Origin of the sequence: Exiguobacterium profundum (genome assembly GCF_042652865.1) — a bacterium.
In the GTDB taxonomy this organism is placed as follows: Bacteria; Bacillota; Bacilli; order Exiguobacteriales; family Exiguobacteriaceae; genus Exiguobacterium; species Exiguobacterium profundum.
Window position 1 is genome coordinate 475215 of the sequence record NZ_JBHSHG010000001.1, and the last position, 21036, is coordinate 496250.

General features: G+C 47.6%; 26 protein-coding genes. All 26 read left to right on the top strand.

Annotated elements, in window-relative coordinates:
* The first annotated feature begins 2 nt into the window (after positions 1 to 2).
* The 26 genes from fliG to ACFO4U_RS02565 are packed head-to-tail and all read left to right on the top strand — an operon-like array spanning position 3 to position 21026.
* Positions 3 to 1010: a flagellar motor switch protein FliG gene (gene fliG / locus ACFO4U_RS02440; protein ID WP_026826250.1), complete on the top strand. Its 1008-nt coding sequence runs from the start codon at positions 3 to 5 to the stop codon at positions 1008 to 1010.
* Positions 994 to 1719: a FliH/SctL family protein gene (locus tag ACFO4U_RS02445; protein WP_159562088.1), complete on the top strand. Its 726-nt coding sequence runs from the start codon at positions 994 to 996 to the stop codon at positions 1717 to 1719. Before fliG ends, ACFO4U_RS02445 begins: the two co-directional genes overlap by 17 nt.
* Positions 1706 to 3025: a flagellar protein export ATPase FliI gene (gene fliI / locus ACFO4U_RS02450; protein ID WP_159562089.1), complete on the top strand. Its 1320-nt coding sequence runs from the start codon at positions 1706 to 1708 to the stop codon at positions 3023 to 3025. Before ACFO4U_RS02445 ends, fliI begins: the two co-directional genes overlap by 14 nt.
* Entirely contained in the window at positions 3022 to 3456 is a 435-nt protein-coding gene (locus ACFO4U_RS02455; protein WP_159562090.1) for a flagellar FliJ family protein, read from the top strand. Before fliI ends, ACFO4U_RS02455 begins: the two co-directional genes overlap by 4 nt.
* Before the next feature lies 1 nt (position 3457).
* Positions 3458 to 4024 (top strand): MotE family protein, encoded by a 567-nt coding sequence (locus ACFO4U_RS02460; protein ID WP_215244045.1) that lies wholly within the window; start codon positions 3458 to 3460, stop codon positions 4022 to 4024.
* Between the two features lie 22 nt (positions 4025 to 4046).
* Positions 4047 to 5135, top strand: a complete 1089-nt coding sequence (locus ACFO4U_RS02465; RefSeq protein WP_215244044.1) for a flagellar hook-length control protein FliK — start codon at positions 4047 to 4049, stop codon at positions 5133 to 5135.
* Positions 5107 to 5535 carry a flagellar hook capping FlgD N-terminal domain-containing protein gene (locus tag ACFO4U_RS02470; RefSeq protein ID WP_214782949.1) on the top strand — a complete coding sequence of 143 codons (429 nt, stop codon included), beginning with the start codon at positions 5107 to 5109 and terminating at the stop codon, positions 5533 to 5535. Before ACFO4U_RS02465 ends, ACFO4U_RS02470 begins: the two co-directional genes overlap by 29 nt.
* An 18-nt stretch (positions 5536 to 5553) precedes the next feature.
* Positions 5554 to 6348 carry a flagellar basal body rod protein FlgG gene (gene flgG, locus ACFO4U_RS02475; protein ID WP_214691055.1) on the top strand — a complete coding sequence of 265 codons (795 nt, stop codon included), beginning with the start codon at positions 5554 to 5556 and terminating at the stop codon, positions 6346 to 6348.
* Complete coding sequence (locus ACFO4U_RS02480) at positions 6348 to 6566, top strand: flagellar FlbD family protein (protein ID WP_031421671.1); 219 nt, start codon at positions 6348 to 6350, stop codon at positions 6564 to 6566. The genes flgG and ACFO4U_RS02480 overlap by 1 nt, the downstream gene beginning before the upstream one ends.
* The gene (locus tag ACFO4U_RS02485) at positions 6559 to 7011 is read left to right on the top strand and encodes a flagellar basal body-associated FliL family protein (RefSeq protein ID WP_015881397.1); all 453 of its coding nucleotides are present in this window, start codon (positions 6559 to 6561) and stop codon (positions 7009 to 7011) included. Before ACFO4U_RS02480 ends, ACFO4U_RS02485 begins: the two co-directional genes overlap by 8 nt.
* Before the next feature lie 9 nt (positions 7012 to 7020).
* Positions 7021 to 8010, top strand: coding sequence for a flagellar motor switch protein FliM (fliM, locus tag ACFO4U_RS02490; protein WP_159562093.1), 990 nt, complete (start codon positions 7021 to 7023; stop codon positions 8008 to 8010).
* On the top strand, positions 8007 to 9137 hold the full coding sequence (gene fliY / locus ACFO4U_RS02495) for a flagellar motor switch phosphatase FliY (protein ID WP_159562094.1): 1131 nt from the start codon (positions 8007 to 8009) through the stop codon (positions 9135 to 9137). The genes fliM and fliY overlap by 4 nt, the downstream gene beginning before the upstream one ends.
* Before the next feature lie 13 nt (positions 9138 to 9150).
* Entirely contained in the window at positions 9151 to 9516 is a 366-nt protein-coding gene (locus ACFO4U_RS02500) for a response regulator (RefSeq protein ID WP_015881400.1), read from the top strand.
* Complete coding sequence (locus ACFO4U_RS02505; RefSeq protein WP_074037238.1) at positions 9513 to 10007, top strand: flagellar biosynthetic protein FliO; 495 nt, start codon at positions 9513 to 9515, stop codon at positions 10005 to 10007. Before ACFO4U_RS02500 ends, ACFO4U_RS02505 begins: the two co-directional genes overlap by 4 nt.
* Positions 10004 to 10669, top strand: coding sequence for a flagellar type III secretion system pore protein FliP (gene fliP, locus ACFO4U_RS02510; RefSeq protein ID WP_074037237.1), 666 nt, complete (start codon positions 10004 to 10006; stop codon positions 10667 to 10669). Before ACFO4U_RS02505 ends, fliP begins: the two co-directional genes overlap by 4 nt.
* An 11-nt stretch (positions 10670 to 10680) precedes the next feature.
* Positions 10681 to 10953 (top strand): flagellar biosynthesis protein FliQ, encoded by a 273-nt coding sequence (gene fliQ, locus ACFO4U_RS02515; RefSeq protein WP_015881403.1) that lies wholly within the window; start codon positions 10681 to 10683, stop codon positions 10951 to 10953.
* Positions 10950 to 11720: a flagellar biosynthetic protein FliR gene (gene fliR, locus ACFO4U_RS02520; protein ID WP_074037236.1), complete on the top strand. Its 771-nt coding sequence runs from the start codon at positions 10950 to 10952 to the stop codon at positions 11718 to 11720. Before fliQ ends, fliR begins: the two co-directional genes overlap by 4 nt.
* A complete protein-coding gene (gene flhB, locus ACFO4U_RS02525) occupies positions 11717 to 12811 on the top strand; it encodes a flagellar biosynthesis protein FlhB (protein ID WP_159562095.1) in 1095 nt (364 codons plus the stop codon). Before fliR ends, flhB begins: the two co-directional genes overlap by 4 nt.
* Positions 12812 to 12824: 13 nt before the next feature.
* On the top strand, positions 12825 to 14846 hold the full coding sequence (gene flhA / locus ACFO4U_RS02530) for a flagellar biosynthesis protein FlhA (RefSeq protein ID WP_159562096.1): 2022 nt from the start codon (positions 12825 to 12827) through the stop codon (positions 14844 to 14846).
* A 1-nt stretch (position 14847) separates the two neighbouring features.
* Positions 14848 to 15903, top strand: a complete 1056-nt coding sequence (locus tag ACFO4U_RS02535; RefSeq protein ID WP_074037233.1) for a flagellar biosynthesis protein FlhF — start codon at positions 14848 to 14850, stop codon at positions 15901 to 15903.
* Entirely contained in the window at positions 15882 to 16721 is an 840-nt protein-coding gene (locus ACFO4U_RS02540) for a MinD/ParA family protein (protein WP_074037232.1), read from the top strand. Before ACFO4U_RS02535 ends, ACFO4U_RS02540 begins: the two co-directional genes overlap by 22 nt.
* 19 nt (positions 16722 to 16740) lie before the next feature.
* Positions 16741 to 18732, top strand: a complete 1992-nt coding sequence (locus ACFO4U_RS02545) for a chemotaxis protein CheA (RefSeq protein ID WP_159562098.1) — start codon at positions 16741 to 16743, stop codon at positions 18730 to 18732.
* Between the two features lie 12 nt (positions 18733 to 18744).
* Positions 18745 to 19176, top strand: a complete 432-nt coding sequence (locus tag ACFO4U_RS02550) for a chemotaxis protein CheW (RefSeq protein WP_015881410.1) — start codon at positions 18745 to 18747, stop codon at positions 19174 to 19176.
* Complete coding sequence (locus ACFO4U_RS02555) at positions 19166 to 19765, top strand: chemotaxis protein CheC (RefSeq protein WP_015881411.1); 600 nt, start codon at positions 19166 to 19168, stop codon at positions 19763 to 19765. Before ACFO4U_RS02550 ends, ACFO4U_RS02555 begins: the two co-directional genes overlap by 11 nt.
* Positions 19758 to 20243 carry a chemotaxis protein CheD gene (locus ACFO4U_RS02560; RefSeq protein ID WP_031421691.1) on the top strand — a complete coding sequence of 162 codons (486 nt, stop codon included), beginning with the start codon at positions 19758 to 19760 and terminating at the stop codon, positions 20241 to 20243. The genes ACFO4U_RS02555 and ACFO4U_RS02560 overlap by 8 nt, the downstream gene beginning before the upstream one ends.
* 12 nt (positions 20244 to 20255) lie before the next feature.
* Positions 20256 to 21026 (top strand): FliA/WhiG family RNA polymerase sigma factor, encoded by a 771-nt coding sequence (locus ACFO4U_RS02565; RefSeq protein ID WP_159562099.1) that lies wholly within the window; start codon positions 20256 to 20258, stop codon positions 21024 to 21026.
* Positions 21027 to 21036 lie beyond the last annotated feature (10 nt).

Below are 21036 nucleotides of genomic sequence, written 5' to 3' on the forward strand. Positions count from 1 at the left end.
ACGTGAACTATGCAAAACAATCGAATCGCGAAAAAGCAGCGATGCTCATGATTTCCCTGGGACCTGAAGTGGCAGCGAACGTCTACAAACATCTTTCAGAAGAAGAGATGGAACAACTGACGCTTCAAATTTCAGCGTTAAAAAAAGTGTCCCCGGAAGAAAAGGATAGTATTCTCGGTGAGTTCCATGAACTCGCCATGGCACAAAGTTATATCACTCAGGGTGGAATCGGGTTTGCGAAAACTGTCCTTGAAAAAGCAGTTGGTGAAGACAAGGCGATGGCATTGATTCATCGTCTGACTTCCACCTTACAGGTCAGACCGTTCGAGTTTGCACGAAAAGCAGACCCGAAACAGTTATTGAACTTTATCCAAAACGAGCACCCACAGACGATTGCGTTAATCTTAGCGCATTTAGAACCCGTCAAGTCAGGGCAAATCCTCTCGGAACTTCCACCTGAGATTCAATCGGAAGTCGCAAAACGGATTGCGACGATGGATCGACTCAATCCAGACGTCATCCATGAAGTGGAACAAATCCTTGAGAAGAACTTGTCGCAGACGGATATGCAAGATTATGCCCAATCTGGTGGAATCGAAGCAGTCGTCGAAGTCTTGAACGGTGTAGACCGGACGACCGAACGTACCATTCTCGATGCGCTCGAAATCGAAGACCCGGAACTTGCAGAAGAAATCAAAAAGCGGATGTTCGTCTTCGAAGATATCGTTACGCTCGATTCTCGTGCGATTCAACGAATCATTCGCGAAGTGGCGAACGACGACTTGTTACTTGCGCTCAAGGTCTCTTCGGAGGAAGTCAAACAAATTATCTTCAAAAACATGTCACAACGTATGGTCGAAACGTTCAAAGAAGATATGGAATTCATGGGACCGGTACGGTTGCGTGACGTCGAAGAGGCACAGAGCCGAATCGTCGGAATCATTCGTCGCCTAGAGGACGTCGGTGAGATTGTAATCAGTCGAGGTGGAGGAGATGACATCGTTGTCTAATGTGATCAAACGCCAACGTGCAACATCGAATATTCCGCAACGGATTGAATCCAAGCGCTTAGAAACACCCATTATAGAACCGAATGACGGAATCAATCATCACGATGTCATTCAGTCGCGCTATGAGAAGTTGAAGCAGGACGAAGAAGCATTTCAACAGTTTCAGTTGACCGAAGTCGAACAGTTGGAGCGGTTGAAACAACAGGTGTTCGAGGAGGCGCGTTCAGAAGGGTATCAGGAAGGTCTCCTTCAAGGTAGACAGGACGGATTGGCTGAGTTCGAGGACATCACCACAAGATTAAATTCCGTTTCGACCGAACTTGAACTCTTATTTGAAGAAAAATGGAGACAAGCGGAAGAACAACTCATTGAGCTGGCAATCTCGGTCAGTGCACATGTGACAACGGAACTTGTTCGGAAAGATGAAGAACTCTTTGCGACGATGATCCGTGATCAAATGTCACATTGGATCGATGCCGAAGCAATCACAATCTTTGTTCATCCGACACGTCTTGCCTCGATTCAGCAATTCGAAGCGATGTGGCGGACAGAAGAGACACCCCCTTTGAAATATCGTGGGGACGGATCATTGGATGAAACGGCAGTCCGAATCGAGTCGCCACATCGTGGGAATGAAGTCGATTTAACGTATAGTTTCGAACGGATTCAAGCTAAAATCGAGGAGGTTTTAGCGGATGGTGCTTATTGAGCAGGTTCTTGACTCAATCAAGCAGTCTTCGGACGGCGAGTTCACACGAAAAATCGGTCGAGTTTGCCGTGTCATCGGATTGATGATTGAGTCGAATGGGCCGAGTGCATTTGTCGGAGAACGCTGTTTGATTGTCCTTCCGTCGAATGAAACGGTTGAAGCAGAGGTTGTCGGATTCAATGAAGAGCGTGTTCTGCTCATGCCATACGGTGAAACTACGCAAATTGCGCCAGGGTGTCTTGTAAAGGGAACGGGAAAAATGCTTCAAGTTCCTGTAGGGGAAGAGTTGATTGGTCAAGTGCTCGATGGTTTGGGACGTCCACTTTCAGGTGAGCGTCTTGTGACCGGTAAGCGTTACGACGTTCAACGTAAACCTCCGAATCCTTTGAATCGACCAAGGATTTTAGATGCGCTGTCGACCGGTGTACGCATGATTGATGGACTGTTGACTGTAGGAAAAGGACAACGGGTCGGTTTGTTTGCTGGTTCCGGTGTAGGGAAGTCGACCTTGCTCGGGATGATTGCCAAACGATCTTCGGCAGATATTAACGTCATCGCCTTGATTGGAGAACGGGGTCGGGAAGTAAAAGAGTTCATCGAAAAAGAACTCGGACCAGAAGGCATGGCTCGTTCCGTCGTGATTGTAGCGACAAGCGACCAACCCCCGCTTGTCCGGTTGAAGGGAGCTTACACGGCGACCGCGATTGCCGAGTACTTCCGGGACCAAGGGAAAGAAGTGGTCTTGATGATGGACTCGGTGACACGTTTTGCGATGGCACAGCGTGAGATTGGTCTTGCGACGGGCGAACCCCCAACATCGAAAGGGTACACCCCATCCGTATTCGCCATGTTACCTCAACTATTAGAGCGAAGTGGAACAGCGGCGACAGGTTCAATCACTGCATTCTATACGGTCCTCGTCGACGGGGATGATATGAATGAACCGATTGCCGACGCGGTGCGGGGGATTTTAGACGGACACTTTGTGATGGACCGGGCGCTCGCAAACCGTGGGCAATTCCCGGCAATCCATGTACTAAAATCCATCAGTCGGGTCATGAACCAAATCGCTTCCCCTTCACACAGAGATGCAGCTCAAACGTTCCGCAGTTGGCTCGCGACCTATATTGACGCGGAAGATTTAATCAATATCGGAGCGTATAAAAAAGGCACCAATCCTTCAATTGATACCGCTGTGGAGAAATATCCATACTTGTTGACGTTTTTGAAACAATCGATCGAAGAAGATGCTGCTTTCGAACAGACGATGACCCACTTGTCACATATTGCACGAGGTGAATCATGAATAGACTCATATTAGAACGAATCATGCCGATTGCGGAACATGAAAAAGAAGATGCCGCCATAGAAGTCAGAGGATTTAAGGCAAGACTTGAGACAGAGATGGAGAAGCTATATGACCTTCTTCTCATGTATGAGTCGCTCATCAAACACCAAGACGAACAATCTGGAAACATCGACCTTCTCATGTCGCAGTATCGAGAAAAGACGCGAGAGCAAGTGAAACGTCAAATCGAAACGCAACAGCTCGTCGTACAACAGGCCCGCAATCGCTATCATGCGTCGCAAGAACGATTGCTCGGTAAAGTGGTGGAAGAAAAGAAATACGTGACGCTCCATGAAAAGGTCAGCATGCAAGAGATGACGGTAGCTAAACTTACAGAGCAACAAATGATGGATGAACTTGCTGTGATTCATCATGGGAAAGGGAAGTAGCATGGCAAAAGAGAACAATAAACGAGGCAAGCAAATGATTGTGGCGTTGGTCCTCATTCCAGCAATCTTCATCTTAGTCGGTGGGATTGTCGTCATGAACTATGCGATGGACCGTCCGCTCTTATCCGTTCCCTTATTAGAAGTGAACGAGGACGAGAAAACGGAAGAATTAAAAAAAACGGAGACGCAGGTGAATGTGACGGGAATCGATTCGGACGCAGCGAACCGATTAAAAGCGGCGAACAGTGAGATTGAAAAACTTCGCAACGAAAATGTTGAATTGACGAACGAAGTAAAGGCTAGACAAGAAGAAATCACCGATTTGATTCGTGAACGAGATCGACTCGTCTCGGAACTAGAGACAGCGTCAAAAGAAGAGGAGACCTCATCTGATGTCGCCAGCGTTTATGAAGAAATGTCAGCCAAACAGGCGGCAGCTATTATGGGTGAACTCGAAAGCCCTCAAGTTGCTGAACTGTTGAAGGAGCTATCACCTAAGCAACAGGCAGACATCTTAGGACGAATGAATGCGCAACAGGCTGCGGTTGTGACGCAGCTTCTCCAATGAACACAAGAAGGGAGGGCCAACATTGAATATCGCTTTATTGACGCAAGCCATTCAAGGATCGATGGCTCGTACTGGAGCAGTGGAGGGAGAATCACAGGGAGCAGGTGGATTTTTAAGCCTCCTTTCTGCGATGCTTGCCCCAATGCAAGGCTCAGGGGAGCAGGCAGAACTTCCTCAACTTGAAGAAGGTGTGCTTCCTGAAGGATCAGTCGATTTGGAAAAAGTGGCACAGGAACTCGAAACATGGTTTCAAAAGCCTGATACATTGAAGTGGCTAAAATCACTGCCACAAGATGCGTATCGGACGTTTATGGATGCATATGTAAGTTTACTCGGTCAATTGTCTAATCCTTCGCCTGAGACTGAAATCCCGTCTTCGGTTTTACCGGCGATTGTACAGACGACGACTACGCCGAAAGTCCATACTACGAAGCAAACAGAGGGAAATGCTCAGACGACCAACATTGCACTAACTCAACAAGTTCCAAACCAAGAACTTGCCAAACAGGTTCAAACGATGCAACGGATCATCACACAGTATAAAGGACCAATCGAAGGTACATTGAAAGAAGTTCCCATCTTGCCAAATGTTGAAACCGTAAAAATCGCAAAACCTGCGCTACAGCCAAATAACGTAGACTGGATGCCGAAAGGGATGAACTGGTCAAGACCACAGATTGACGTGGACACGGTCATGTATGCTTCGAAAGGATCCCTTCCTGAAAATTTACAAGCTCGGATTGAAGCGGCTTTGCAAAAGGCACCGTTCAAAAGTGGGGCAGATGGTTCAAAAGTCTTCACTGTAAGATTGTATCCGGAGCAGTTAGGGGAACTCGTCGTCAAGCTAGAGCGGAAGAATGGAGAACTTGTCGTCAAGATGTTTGCCAGCAATCAAGAGGCGAAGCAACTGATCCAGTCACAGGTTCAACAGTTGCAACAAACGTTGACACCCCATTCGCAAAACGTTCGGGTCGAGGTCAACTTGACACAGCAAGCGCTCGATTCAAAATCAGCCTTGTCCGATGGTTCCGAGCAACCGGAACAAGAACAACCACAAGAACAGCCTAAAGGAGGGTCTGAAGATGACGAGCATCCAACCGAAGACGAATGATTATACATTGCCAGATCAGTCGCTCCCAAAAGCGACAAATCAATACGATAAAGACATGTTTATGAAGTTGCTTCTCGCTCAAATCGCGAACCAGGACCCGATGTCGCCGATGGAAGATAAAGAGTTCATCGCACAGATGGCGCAGTTCTCGTCTCTCGAGCAAATGCAAGCCATCTCAAAACAACTCGACTCGGTTCTCGTCGACCGTCACATGTCGTCGATTTCTGAATACAGTAGCATGATTGGGAAAACAATCAACTTTACAACCGAAACGAGTGAAGAGACGACGAAAGGCACAGGTCGTGTCGTTTCCATTTCTCGTAACGACTTAACCGGATATATGGCCGATCTTGAAGACGGAACATCCGTCAGCGTGTACGATATCACATCGATCAAATAAGCATAGGAGGAATGCATTATGTTAAGAGCAATGTACTCAGGAATCAGTGGATTGAAGAACTTCCAATCGAAGCTAGACGTCGTCGGGAACAACATCGCCAACGTCAACACGTTCGGTTATAAAAAAGGTCGCGTTACCTTTAAAGATCTCGTTAGCCAGCAAGTCGGAAGTGCGTCAGGTGGGAACGGGACAACAGCCGGTGGAGTCAACCCGAAAGAAGTCGGTCTCGGGGGAACGATGGCTACGGTCGATAACGTATACAACCAAGGAGCGATGCAAAACACGGGACGTGCCCTTGACGTCGGGATTTCAGGTGAAGGGTTCTTCGCAATTAATGTGAACGGGCAAACACAATATACACGTGCCGGTAACTTCTATACTGATAATGCTGGAGATATCGTTAACGGTGATGGAGCATATGTCCTTAGTACAACAAATACAAAAATCACTGTTCCGGCCGGTGCTAAATCTCTTTCAATTGGTAAAGATGGACAAGTCAGTTATGTAAATGCTGCAGGGGCTTCTGTGAACTTGGGTCAAATTCAAGTCGTTACATTTGCTAACAACGCAGGTCTGTCTAAGGTTGGTGCAAACAACTATATTCAATCTCAAAACTCTGGCGCACCGAATCCAGGTGTACCGGGAGTCGCTGGTCGTGGAGAACTTGTCTCAGGCGCACTCGAAATGTCAAACGTTGACCTTTCAGAAGAGTTCACAGAAATGATCGTGGCACAGCGTGGATTCCAGGCGAACACACGCATTATCACAACATCGGACGAGATCCTTCAAGAGCTCGTCAACTTGAAACGCTGATGATTCGTGTCACGGCATTTCGCGGTGAGGAGTTCGTGCTGAACGCTTTGCTCATCGAAACGGTGAAGGCAGAGCCCGACACGATCATCCAATTGTTTAATGGCAAAACGTATCTCGTAAAAGAAACGAAAGATCAAATCATTGAACGAACTGAAGCCTTTTACCGCTCAATCGGTTTAGTCGGAACGATGTTCACAAGAGGTGAAGAAGATGAGTGAAGAAGAAAAGAAAAAAGGTGGCGGCCTAAAAGTCGTAATCATCCTGCTTGTCGTCCTGCTCGTCATGGGCGGTGCCGGATTCATGACTTACAAATATGTCTTTGGTGATAACGTCACTGCTAAAACGAAACCTGTCACAGCTGAAGAGTTGGCAGAACGGAGTTTCATGACTGATGACATGACGACCAACATTCAAGACGAGCGTTTCATTAACGTTCAATTTACGATTGTCACAGATTCGGCTGAAACGAAAGAGAATTTAGAACTACGCAAGTTCCAAGTTCACAACGTCATTTTGGGTGATTTATCCGGGATGACGAAAGCCCAATTGGCAACAAAAGAAGATATGCAAAAGTTCGAACAAACATTACGAGAACAACTTAACGGACTGCTTGAAGAAGGTGAAGTCCAACGCGTCTATATGACGAAGAAAATTATTCAGTGAGGTGGCATCATGGGAGAAGTACTGTCTCAACAAGAAATTGATGCCTTACTATCTGCTTTAAGCAGTGGGGATGTCGAAGCGGACTCCTTTCTCGCGCAAGAGGAAGAGAAGAAAGTTCGACAATACGACTTCAAGCGAGCCGTTCGATTTTCAAAAGACCAAATTCGCAGCTTAACTCGGATTCACGAACATTTCACGCGTATGCTCACGACATTTTTTTCGGCTCAACTTCGCACATATGTTCAGTTTTCGGTCAACTCGGTCGAACAATTACCGTACGATGAATTCATTCATTCCATTCCGAGCATGACGATGATCAACTTGATTGAGGCGCCACCGTTAAACGGACGATTCATCATCGAAGTCAATCCGAACATCTCATACGCGATGCTAGACCGGTTACTCGGAGGTCCTGGTGTCGAGATGGATAAAATCGAATCGTTCACCGAAATTGAGATGCGGATTTTGACGCAATTGTACAAACGAGCCTTTTCGACTTATGGAGATGCTTGGGAATCGATTGCTGAGATTAAAGCAGAAATGTCAGCTGTTGAAGTGAATCCGCAGTTCCTGCAACTCGTTTCACCAAACGAAACGGTCGTCTTGATTTCGATTGGTGTGACGATTGGTGAAGTGAGCGGAACCATCAACGTTTGTCTTCCATTCGTGACAATCGAACCGGTATTGTCCAAACTATCGAGTCATTATTGGATGCAAGAAGCGAATCGACGGAATGCAAGTCAATCGAGTAAAGAGCCACTTAAAGCTCAATTGATGAACTCGACAGTCGAAGTTGTATCCTTACTCGGTGGGACGACAATCACGTTTGGAGATTTGTTGCATCTAGAAGTCGGAGATTGTTTGGCACTCGATCAATTAGCAAAAGAACCTCTGTCCGTCATGGTGGGGGAAAATAAAGTATTTAAAGGGCAAGTCGGTGTGAGCGGGAAGCGAATGGCGGTTCAAGTGCTTCACCGTGTGAAGGAGGAAGAGCAATGAGTGAGATGCTGTCACAAGATGAAATTGATGCGTTATTACGTGGGACAAGCGACAATACGCCGACGCCAGAAGTCGAAGCAAAAGAAGAACATTTAGATTCGATGGAGAGCGACGCACTCGGAGAAATTGGGAATATTTCATTCGGGAACTCGGCAACAGCCTTGTCAACATTATTACAACAGAAGGTTGAAATTACGACACCGGTTGTCAGTGAAGTGAGAATTGAAGCGTTACGCGAACGCTATCCCACTCCTCACGTGGCACTTCGAGTTGGCTATACAGAAGGAATCCAAGGGGAAAACGTTCTCGTATTGACTCGCGAAGATGCGGCAATCATCTCCGACCTCATGTTAGGTGGAAGTGGAGAGAATGTTGATCCGGAGAGCCTTGATGAGATTCGTTTATCAGCTGTTCAAGAAGCGATGAATCAAATGATGGGTGCGGCAGCAACGTCTTTATCGACGGTATTTTCGAAGAAAATTGACATCTCGCCACCGCTTGTCGAAGTGTTTGATGCAACAAAAAATCAGACAATCATCGATCGCCTTGAACTATGGGAGACGATGGTACTCATTGAGTTCAATCTCAAAGTAGGCACGTTGATTGATTCAACGATTGTCCAGATTGCACCAATTCAGTTTGGAAAGCAGTTAGTCGACGAGTTGATGAAAGCGACTGGAGAGGTCCAAGCGGCATCAGAACCGGTAAAAGAGCAGCCGAAAGCGGAAGCACCGAAACCACAGCCGCAAGCACAACAACCAGCACAGTCCGTTGCCCCACAACCAAACAAGCAAAAATCTATGCCGGAAGTAGCTGTGAGCCAGGCGGAATTCATGCCACTCCAATCACCGGCGTCACAAGAAACGGCCCCAGCAAATCTTGGGTTGCTGTATGATGTCCCGTTAAACGTGACAGTAGAGTTAGGAAGAACGAAAAAATCCGTTCGGGAAGTACTTGAGTTATCACAAGGCTCCATCATTGAACTCGACAAATTAGCAGGTGAGCCGGTAGACATTTATGTCAACCAACAGCGAATCGCTAGAGGAGAAGTCGTCGTCATTGAAGAAAACTTTGGGGTACGTGTAACAGAAATTATTCAACCGCATGAGCGGATCGGAATCGTTTAAGGAGGAATTTAGAATGAGTGCAAAAGTATTAGTAGTAGATGACGCAGCGTTCATGCGTATGATGATTAAGGACATTTTGACAAAGAACGGGTACGACGTAGTAGGTGAGGCGGAAAACGGAGCGGACGCTGTCGCGAAATATCGTGAACTCACACCGGATCTCGTCACACTTGACATCACGATGCCTGAGATGGATGGACTCGCAGCATTGAAAGAAATTCGTAGCTTCGACTCGAATGCGAAAATCATCATGTGTTCAGCGATGGGACAACAAGCGATGGTCATCGATGCCATTCAAGCTGGTGCAAAAGACTTTATCGTCAAGCCTTTCAATGCAGAGCGTGTCATCGAAGCAGTTTCTAAAACGGTCGCACAATGAAGAAATGGTGGTTGATTATTCTTCTCGTGGTTGGGCTCTTCGGTCCAACCACGGTTGAGGCCGCCACCGTAGACCAACAATTCGAGCAACAACAGACAGATGAACAGGAAAGTAACGTTCCAACGACAGCGTCAACCATTGGCAATGGCGTGAAAGTCGTGTTAAGTCTCGTGGTCGTGGTCGGCGGATTTATCGTTTTGATGCGTTGGCTCGGTTCCAAAACACAAGGCGTGAAAGCGACTCAACATATGAAACATCTCGGAGGCGTCCCTCTTGGGAAAGACCGCTCTGTTCAGCTCGTGAAGCTCGGTGACCAGGTATATGTACTCGGTGTCGGCGATTCGATTCAACTGATCGATCGACTTGATGCGGACACGATGGAGGAAGAGCAAACGGAAACCTTGTCACTCCGAACGTCAAATTCGAATGCATTTTTAGACACCTTTAAGAAACAACTCGCTCAGCTAGAAGAAGTGAGGAAGAAATCATGACAACGTTTGAGCAATTGATCAATTTAGAAACACCGGACAGTACATCGACATCCATCAAGCTATTGATTTTGTTAACATTGCTGACGCTCGCACCATCCTTTTTAATCTTGATGACTTGCTTTACCCGTGTCGTGGTCGTCTTGTCATTCATTCGACCGGCGCTCGGTACACAGCAAACGCCACCGAACCAATTGATTGTCGGATTGGCACTGTTCATCACACTGTTCGTCATGTCTCCAGTTCTCTCTGACTTAAATGAGAACGCATTAAAACCATACCTCGATGACAAGATCTCACAAAATGAGGCGTTCGATGAGGCAAGTGGGACGATGAAAGAGTTCATGTCGAAATATACAAGACAAGAAGATTTACAACTGTTCTTAAAGTATGGGAATTACGAGCAGCCGGAGACACTCGATGATGTACCTCTCCTCGCTTTGGTTCCTGCTTATGCGATCAGTGAGTTGAAGACCGCTTTCCAAATCGGCTTCATGATTTTCTTACCGTTTTTAATCATTGATATGGTAGTCGCAAGTGTCCTCATGTCGATGGGGATGATGATGCTTCCTCCAGTCATGATTGCACTGCCGTTTAAATTATTATTGTTTGTATTGGTCGATGGCTGGCACTTGATTGTGGAATCATTGCTTAGAAGTATGTAGGGGGAACGGACATGACACAAGAAATGGTCATCTATTTGGCGACAGAGAGTGTGTGGACCTTATTAAAAATATCAATGCCACTTCTACTCATCTCACTGATCGTCGGTCTCGTGATCTCGATTTTACAGGCCACGACTCAAATTCAAGAACAAACGTTATCGTTCGTTCCGAAAATTATCTCGGTCTTCATCGGTCTCGTCATTTTTGGACCGTGGATGCTTCAACAGATTGAAGGGTTCACGCGTTTGATTTTTGAGTTGATGGTCGAGGTTGCTTCGAAATGAATGCAGTCGACTTCATCAGTATGTATGGATTAACGTTCGCGCGACTGTCTGGCTTTTTTGTCAGTGTCCCGTTGTTCTCGACGAGACAATTACCGGTCATGCACCGCGTCGCGTTCAGTGCGTTTTTAGCATACTATGCAATGTTCACATTGACCGAGCCAATTCAAATGACCAATGCGTTTGTCCTGCAAGTCGTCTATGAAGTCATGATCGGACTTTTACTCGGACTGTTGATCAACATCCTATTTTTTGCACCGCAAATTGCCGGTGGGGTCATCGATTTACAGCTCGGATTAGCGATGGCATCCGCATATGATCCGATGTTTGGCGGTCAATCACCATTGATTGGACGATTTTATTATATTTTTACGCTATTCATTTTGTTGACGAGCAACCTGCATCTTCTGCTGATTGACGGCATTTATTATAGCTTTCAAATCTATCCGCCTGGCCAACCGATGATCAACTTTACTGAAGCTTCATTGATGATGGCTGTAAAAGTCGTCACGATGACAATGATGGTCGCGTTGCAATTAGCGTTGCCGATGATGGCTTCCTTACTGCTTGTGGACTTAGCTCTCGGTTTTTTAGCGAAGTCAGCACCGCAATTCAATATCTTTGCCATCGGATTTTCATTTAAACTTATCGCTGGTTTTGCCGTCATGGTTTTATTGATGGGACTGACATTGACAGGAATCAGCCAGTTCATCCCGCTATTACAAGAAGTGATGCACGACTTTATGCTCATATTAGGAGACGCCTCATGAAGAAGCCTCTATATCCTTTATCGGTCAATCTACAGTTTTTTGCAGGTGAAAAGACAGAAAAAGCGACGCCACGTAAACGGGAAGACTCCCGAAAGAAGGGGCAGGTCGCCAAGTCAGCCGATTTGACTGGAGCGTTCGCACTTTTTGCGATGTTTCTTATGTTATCTTTTTTCGGTCCCGTGATTGGGCAGCAATTGCTTTCTTTAATCAGCGATTTACTCAGCCCAGAGTATTTATTGTTTAACGTGACGGGCGGCATGTCGGATATGGTCGTCGACTTAATGCTCCGTGTCGGTTTGATTTTGGCTCCGTTCTTTATCGTCGCCGTCGTGTTTGGGATTCTCATCAATTACCTACAAATCGGAACGTTATTTTCTTTAGAAGCCATTCAACCAAAGCTTGAGCGGATCGACCCAATCAAGGGGGTCAAACGCATCGTCAGTATGAAAGCGGTCGTCGAATTTTTAAAGTCCTTATTCAAATTGTTAATCATCCTGACAACCGCTGTCGCTGTCCTTTGGAAAAATCAGAAAGAACTGTCTCGGATGGCCGTCGAACAAGTTCGTGAATCGATTGTCGCACTCGCGAGTATCACAATCGAACTTGGTCTTTGGGTAAGTGTCGCCTTGCTCGCACTTGCACTACTCGATTTATTCTACCAACGATTTGATTTTGAGAAATCGATCCGAATGTCTAAGCAAGATATAAAAGATGAGTACAAAAATACTGAAGGTGACCCACTCATCAAATCTAAAATCAAACAGCAACAACGGGAAATGGCGATGCGACGGATGATGCAAGAGATACCGAATGCCGATGTCGTCATCACGAACCCGACCCATTACGCGGTCGTCATTCGATATGATGACACGAAAGATTTTGCGCCGCTCGTGGTCGCCAAAGGGGTCGACCGGGTCGCCTTTCATATTCGAGATGTCGCAAAAGAACATGACGTGGCCATTGTTGAAAATAAACCACTCGCGCGAGCGCTCTATGCGCAAATCGACATCGGTGAAGTGGTAGACGAATCGTTTTATCAAGCCATTGCGGAAGTACTGGCATTCGTCTATCAAATGAAGCAACCGTCTTGAGGAGGAGTATGTGTTGGCAGTAAAAGCGAAAGACTTTGCAATTTTGATTGGTGTGTTGATGATTGTCATCATGCTGATCATCCCGCTACCGGGGTTTTTATTAGACTTTTTAATCATCGTAAATATTTTGATTGCCATCATGATTCTACTTGTGGCGATGAATGCCCGGGAAGCACTCGACTTCTCCGTATTCCCTTCTCTCTTATTGATTGTGACGTTGTTTCGTCTTGGTTTGAACGTATCGACGACCCGTTCGATTCTATCGAACGGTTATGGTGGGGAAGTCATTGCGACGTTCGGTGATTTCGTCATCGGCGGAAATGTCCTTGTCGGATTTGTCGTCTTTCTGATTCTTGTCATCATTCAATTCGTCGTCATCACGAAAGGAGCAGAGCGTGTATCGGAAGTATCTGCTCGCTTCACACTCGATGCGATGCCGGGGAAACAGATGGCCATCGATGCCGATTTGAACTCTGGTTTAATTGACGACAAAGAAGCCCAGATGCGTCGCCGTAAAATTCAAAGCGAGGCGGACTTCTATGGATCAATGGACGGGGCATCGAAGTTCGTTAAAGGAGATGCCATCGCTGGTATTATCATCGTTACGATCAACTTGATCTTCGGTATTATCATCGGTGTCGTTCAAATGGGATTACCAGTTGGAGAAGCGTTCCAAACGTTCTCACTCATGACAATCGGGGATGGCTTGGTCAGTCAAATCCCAGCACTTTTGATTTCGACCGCGACCGGGATCATCGTGACCCGCGCCGTCTCGGATGGAAACTTAGGGGAAGACGTAATCGACCAGCTCGGTCAAAACCCATCACTCCTTTATATCGCCGGGTCGATTGTCTTCATGCTTGGTTTTGTATCACCGCCCCTACTTCCTGTGACGATGATCATAGCCGGAACGGCATTCTTCGGCGCCTACACGATGCGTCGAAATATCCGTCAGGCAACGGAAGAGCCGATGCTCGAAGAGGAACCATCGACAGCGCCGACAGAATCAGTCGTCTCGCTGTTGCAGATTGACTCGATTGAATTTGAATTCGGATATGGCTTGATTCCGCTTGCAGATGAGTCTCAAGGCGGTGACTTGTTAGACCGCGTTGTCATGATTCGTCGTCAACTCGCACTCGAGCTTGGCTTCATCTTACCGACGGTCCGGATTCGCGATCACTTGCAGTTATCACCGAACGCGTACCGAATCAAAGTCAAAGGGAACGTCGTTGCAGAGGGAGAGCTATTGCTGGATCATTACTTGGCGATGAGCCCGGGCATCGAAGACCCTGAGGTATATGGAATTGAAACAACGGAACCAGCATTCGGTCTTCCTGCCCTTTGGATTGATGAAGAAACACGAACTCGGGCAGAAATGAGCGGGTATACCGTCGTTGATCCGCCTTCTGTTGTCGCGACTCACTTGACCGAGACGTTGAAGAAACATGCGGCAGATTTACTCGGTCGGGAAGAGACGAAACAACTCGTCGAGCACCTGAAAGAGACGCATCCGGTTCTCGTCGAGGACGTGACGCCGTCAGTCCTTTCGATTGGCGAAATTCAGAAAGTGTTACGCCACTTACTCCAAGAAAGTGTTTCCATTCGAAACTTGCCGCTTCTGTTCGAGACGATGGCAGACTACGGAAAAGTGACGAAAGATGCGGAAATCTTAGGAGAGTATTGCCGTCAAGGCTTGTCCCGTCAATTGACCGATCAAGTCAAACCACCTGAAGGTCCCCTTTACGTCGTGACACTCGGCGGACAGACGGAACAGACGGTGCAAGACGCGGTTCAGAAAACGGAGTTCGGGAACTATTTGGCGCTCGACCCAGAGCAAGCTCGAGAGATTATCGAGCGCACTGGCGAACAACTGTCGATGTTTGAACGATATGGGGCATCGGCTGTGATTTTATGTTCCCCAACGATTCGTCTGTTCGTTCGTCAATTACTCGAACGGTATTATCCAGATGTGCCGGTATTGGCTTATAACGAATTACTCAGTTCCGTCGAAGTGAAAAGTATTGGGGTGATTTAACATGCAGATTAAAAAGTTTACGGCGAAGACCATGGCTGATGCGATGGCGAAAGTGAAACAAGAGCTCGGAGACGAAGCGGTCATCCTCAACTCACGACAAGTGAAGACAGGATGGTTCGGTCTCTTTGCGTCAAAGCAAGTGGAGGTCATCGCAGCCCTCGAAAAAGAGCAAGTCGTCACAAAGCCACGACAGCCTGTCCCTGTTCGGACAGCACCAACACCACCTGTCGTGACGCAGACGCCACCACGTGTGATCGGAGGAGCGGGACCGAGACTACACGCCTCGTTGCAACACGTCGAATCGCTGCTCTCGACTGAATCCTTTGCGGATGAGTCGTGGGAGGAAACGCTGAACGAACTATACTACACGACAAAATCTGTAGAAGAAGCTGAACGTTTCGTGTACGAACAAGTCAAATCGTCGTTCATTGAACCGCCTGAAGCTAAACGATATGTTATGGTCGTTGGACCGACGGGGGTCGGCAAGACGACCACGCTCGCCAAACTTGCGGCGCACTTTAAACTGACGGAAGGCAAAACGGTCGGATTGATCACGACCGACACGTACCGAATCGCTGCCATCGAACAGTTGAAGACGTATGCTGAAATCATGAGTATTCCGGTGGAAGTGGCATATGACTTTCATGACTTCAAGCGTGCCAAGCAATTGTTTGCTCGTAAAGACATCGTGCTAATCGACACGGCGGGACGAAATTTCCGCGATCCGGCTTACGTCGAACAGTTTCATGAACATCACGACTTCACTGAAACAAGCCTTTCGCTCGTTTTGAGTTTGACATCCAAAACGAAGGACATGGATATGATCTATTCGCAATTCGAGTCATTGCCTCTTAGCTCACTCATTTTTACGAAGGCGGACGAGACAAGTGATATCCACGCGATGTACCGCATGGTGAAAAAGAGCGGTCTTCCGGTCGCCTGGATGACAGACGGCCAAGAAGTGCCGGACGATCTGATTCGGGGGCATGCGGACGCACTGACGAAACGACTGTTTGAGAAAGAAGGGTGGGCAAGATGGACCAAGCAAGGCGTTTAAGAGCAATCAATGCTGCCCATCCGACGACAATCGCCTTTGCTAGTGGGAAAGGTGGGGTCGGAAAGACGAACGTCTGTGTAAACACGGCCATCGCCCTAGCTGAACTCGGAAAACGAGTGTTGATTGTCGACTTTGACATCGGAATGGCCAATGTGCACATCTTGATGAATGCCATGAAGTCCAGAACGATGATCGAGACCGTCAAAGCTCGTATTCCATTGGCTGCAGCTGTTCAGAAAAATGTATATGGTGTCGATATATTACATGGAGGGAGTGGGCAGGACCAACTCGTCCATCTCTCAGATGATGACATGCAATTTCTCATGCGAGAACTCGAAGTATTGACCGAATATGATTATGTCCTGTTCGATATGGGGGCTGGAGCGACGGACACCTCACTCCAATTCATCGCGGGTTGCGATGAGATGTTCTTGATTTTGACTCCAGAACCTACCTCGCTAATGGACGGTTATGCATATACGAAACTGGTGCACCATCAGTACCCGGACTTACCGCTTGGCGTCATCGTCAACCGAGCCCAGTCCGGTGAGGAAGCCCTTCAATGTTTCGAACGGATGGAAGTCGCATGTAAACAGTTTTTAAATAAGACGATTCGATTCCTCGGCTTTCTACCAGACGACTCATCTGTCAGAAAGGCAGTCATCGCCCAAGTCCCGTTTTATCAATACAACCGAAAGAGTGATATTAGCTGGCGCCTCGAACGAATTTTGACAACGCTTACGGGTACGCCTCCGAAACCACGTCACTTGATGGACCGTTTGATGGGGAACTTACGAAAACAGTGGAACCGAGTATAACGACAGGGAGGCAAATGAGATGGACGTGAATGAATACTTAGGGTTGTTTTTAGATGAATCCCAAGAACATATCCAATCGATCAACACACAATTACTTAAATTAGAACAATCGGGTGGGGCGGATGTTGTACAGGAGATCTTCCGGTCGGCACACACGCTAAAAGGGATGTCTTCGACGATGGGGTACGAACGCGTTGCCAACTTGACACATGAGATGGAGAGCGCGCTCGACCTCGTCCGTGGCGGCAAAAAGGAAAGTAACCAACTCTTGTTGGATACGATGTTCATCGCCATGGAACAGATGGAAGACATGATTGCGGACATCGAAAGCGGAGGACAAGGCGCGAACGTGGATGTATCAGAAACGGTCGCCGCATTCCAATCCTTCATCGGTGGGAAAGAAGTCGCAGTCGAAAAAACTTCAGAGACGAGCACGTTTGAGATTGATTTATATACGAACTCGGTCATCGAGCAAGCCAAACAGACAGGCTTTGAGGCGTATCAAATCACAGTCAAACTGTCTGACGCGGTCGTCTTGAAAGCGGCCCGTGCGTATATGGTATTCGATCGCCTTCAAGAACTAGGTGAGGTCGTCAGCACACATCCGGAGACAGAAGAAATCGAACAAGAGCAATTTGACTTGTCGTTCGACGTCTTATTCTTGTCACAAGAGACGGCAGAAGTGATTGAACATGCCATCGCTCAAGTATCGGAAGTGGAGCGCGTCGAAGTCAATGCGTTTACAGAAACAGCGGTCAGTGAGCCAGAAGTCGCTGTGACAGCGGAGACGATTGCACCTGAACCTGTCGTTCAAGCTACCTCGGACAAGGAAGAAGCGAAAGATACGAAAGAGCAAGTAGCCGCTCAAGCACAAGCAAAAACGATTCGCGTCAACTTAGAACGAATTGATCGTCTGATGAACTTGTTTGAAGAGTTCATTATCGACCGTGGACGCCTTGAGCGCCTGGCGGACGAAGTCGGTCAACCAGAATTGAATGAAACGGTCGAAAAAATCAAGCGGGGAACGAACGAGTTACAATCACTCGTCTTGACCCTCCGGATGATGCCAATCGAACAAGTGTTCAATCGCTTCCCACGAATGGTGCGTTCGGTCGCAAAAGAGATTCATAAAAAAGTCCAGTTGGACATTTCAGGTGCTGAAACAGAACTCGATCGCACGGTCATCGATGAAATTGGCGATCCGCTCGTCCACTTGATCCGTAACGCCATCGATCACGGCATCGAACGTCCGGAAGTACGTCTTCAAGCCGGAAAACCGGAGCAGGGCATGCTTGCACTCCGTGCGTATCACGGCGGAAACCGAGTCTTCATTGAAATCGAGGACGATGGTGCCGGCATCAACGTCGACAAGGTTCGTTCGAAAGCGTTGGAGCGCGGCGTGATCACAGATGAAGAAGCGACGACGATGTCTGAGAACGAATTGGCGATGCTGATCTTTGCTCCGGGCTTCTCGACGGCAGACGTGGTCACTGACTTGTCAGGACGCGGTGTCGGACTGGATGTCGTCAAAAATAAAATCGAGTCACTCGGTGGGGTCGTTTCTCTAGAGACGGTTGGGGGACAAGGCACGAAGTTCCAGGTCAGCTTACCGCTCACCCTCTCTATCATCTCGGCGATGCTCGTTCAAGTGGGAGAGGAATCGTATGCGATTCCATTGACATCGATCCTTGAGACGACATTACTTGATGAAGCGGACATTTTGACAGCACACCGTGAGCGAGTCTTCGACTTCCGTGGTCAACTGGTCCCACTCGTCTACATGAAAGAAATGTTTGGCATCGAATCAGAGACGAAGTCGCAATTCCCGGTCGTCGTCGTTCGAAAAGGCAACAAACTCGTCGGCGTCGTCGTCAACGATTTGATCGGTCAACAAGAAATTGTCATGAAACCGCTCGGTACGTATCTTGAAGGGATTCCAGCTATCTCTGGTGCGACCATTCTTGGTGACGGTCGCGTCGCCCTTATCGTAGATAGTAACGATCTCTTTTAAGGAGGAATATTGATGGAACAGAAATGGGTAGTCTTTTCACTTGAAGAAAATACGTATGGGATCGACGTACAGTCGGTCCGTTCAATCGAGCGACTTCAGCCGATCACACGAGTGCCGAACGCACCGTCACATGTGAAAGGTGTCATCAACCTTCGTGGTGTCGTCACGCCGGTCATCGACCTTCGCTTGCGACTCGGCTACGAAGAAATCGAACCAACGGATGAGACGCGCATCCTGATCGCCTCGTTGAATCAAGGAGATGCCGGATTTATCGTCGACCGTGCGAATGAGGTCGTGGAAAGCGACGAAGTACGAATCGAACCGATTCCGGAATCGAGCCGCGATATGCTCTCGGCACATCTGACAGCCATCGCAAAAGGAGAAGATAAACTCTTCTCTTTACTCGATGCGAATGCGTTGTTTGAGGAACAGTATGCTGAGTGAGTTTGAACAAGACCTGTTAAAGGAACTGGGAAATATAGGGTCTGGACATGCGGCGACTGCCTTGTCGGCAATGCTGTCGAAACCGGTGAACATTACCGTGTCTTCTGCCGAAATGGAACCGATCACCTATTTACCAGAGCGAGTCGGCGGTCCGGAACGACATGTTGCCTCGGTCTTGTTGGAATTAGATGGTGATATTCGTGGAATGATTCTCATTTTGTTTGCCGTGGAAGATGCCGAGCAAATGGTTTCGACCTTGATTGGGATGCCATATTCATTTGATTCTTTTGATGAGCTCGGCCAATCGGCTTGGGAAGAGGTCGGGAATATTATGAGCGGTGCTTATGCGCGAGCGCTAGGTGACTGGTTACAGACACCGATTATGATTCAAGTGCCGGCAACGGCCATCGATATGGCAGGTTCGATTGTTGAATTTGTCGTCACGTCTGTACAACCTGAGGAAGACGCGGCGCTCTATATCGACACGACATTTATGATTGATCAAAAAGTAAGTGCAGGACATGTGTTGTTCCTACCAACACATGGGTCGCTCAAACGGATTCAAGAACGGTTGCTTGGCAATGGCTGATGTATTAAAAATCGGCATTGCCGAATGGAAGCAGACGACCGCACCAAATCGGTTACGTACAGCCGGACTCGGGTCATGTGTGGGTGTCATTTTATATGACACCCGCCTCCAATTGGCAGCGATGGCACATGTCATGTTGCCGGACTCGACGATTGCTCGTAAGAACCAGACGATTGAAGTAGGAAAATACGCAGATACAGCCATTGATACACTCGTGCATTCATTGAAACGAGAAGGGGCCACACGGCTTCAAGCAAAGATGGCAGGCGGCGCTCAGATGTTTCAGTTTAAATATGAGAACGAGGCGATGCGAATCGGTGAGCGAAACGCCGAGGCCATCCGCCAAGCATTAAAAGTCCATCGTATTCCGCTCGTGGCAGAAGATTGTGGCGGACATAACGGGCGGACAATCGAGTTTGATGTCGCAACATCTGTCTTATCGATTCGGACGGTGAGCGTGGGTACGAAAGAACTATAAGGGGGGATCGACATGACGACTCATCTTACACAGTTGTGGGATCGCTGGAATATGGACCGTGATATGGATACAGCAAACGAATTACTAGCACATTACGAGTTTCTCATCCACTACCACGTACAACGGATGATCGTGACGCTTCCAAAGAGCGTCGAACGCGACGAATTGAAAAGTTTGGGTTACATGGGATTGTACGATGCCCTTATGAAATATGATCCAGAGCACAATAATAAATTTGATACGTATGCTGCGTTTCGGATTCGTGGAGCCATTATCGACGGTTTACGAAAAGTGGATTGGTTACCTCGGTCGGTTCGAGAAAAAGTGAAAAAAATCGATCAGGTGGCAGAACAGCTTGAACAGTCGTTACATCGTGCTCCAACGAAGAGCGAGTTAGCTTCGGCATGCGACTTACCGATTGCAGAAATCGAACGAACGATGGCGGAAGGGTACTTTGCCAATATGTTGTCGATTGATGAGGCCGTGACGTTGCAAGAAGAAGGAAAAGTCATGTCTGTCACGTATTTCGACCCGGATTCTGAAAAGCCAGAAGATACGTTGTTGCAACGCGAATTGATTGATGTGCTGGCAGCAGAAGTCGACCATCTATCCGAAAAAGAACGACTCGTCGTCTCTTTGTTTTACTTTGACGAACTGACGTTGACGGAGATTGGGGAAGTGCTCGAACTGTCAACATCACGGATTTCGCAAATTCATTCCAAAGCGTTAAAGACATTAAAACACGCGCTCGGTCGGTCCTATTTAGAAGAAAAGACATCGTAAGGAGATGAAC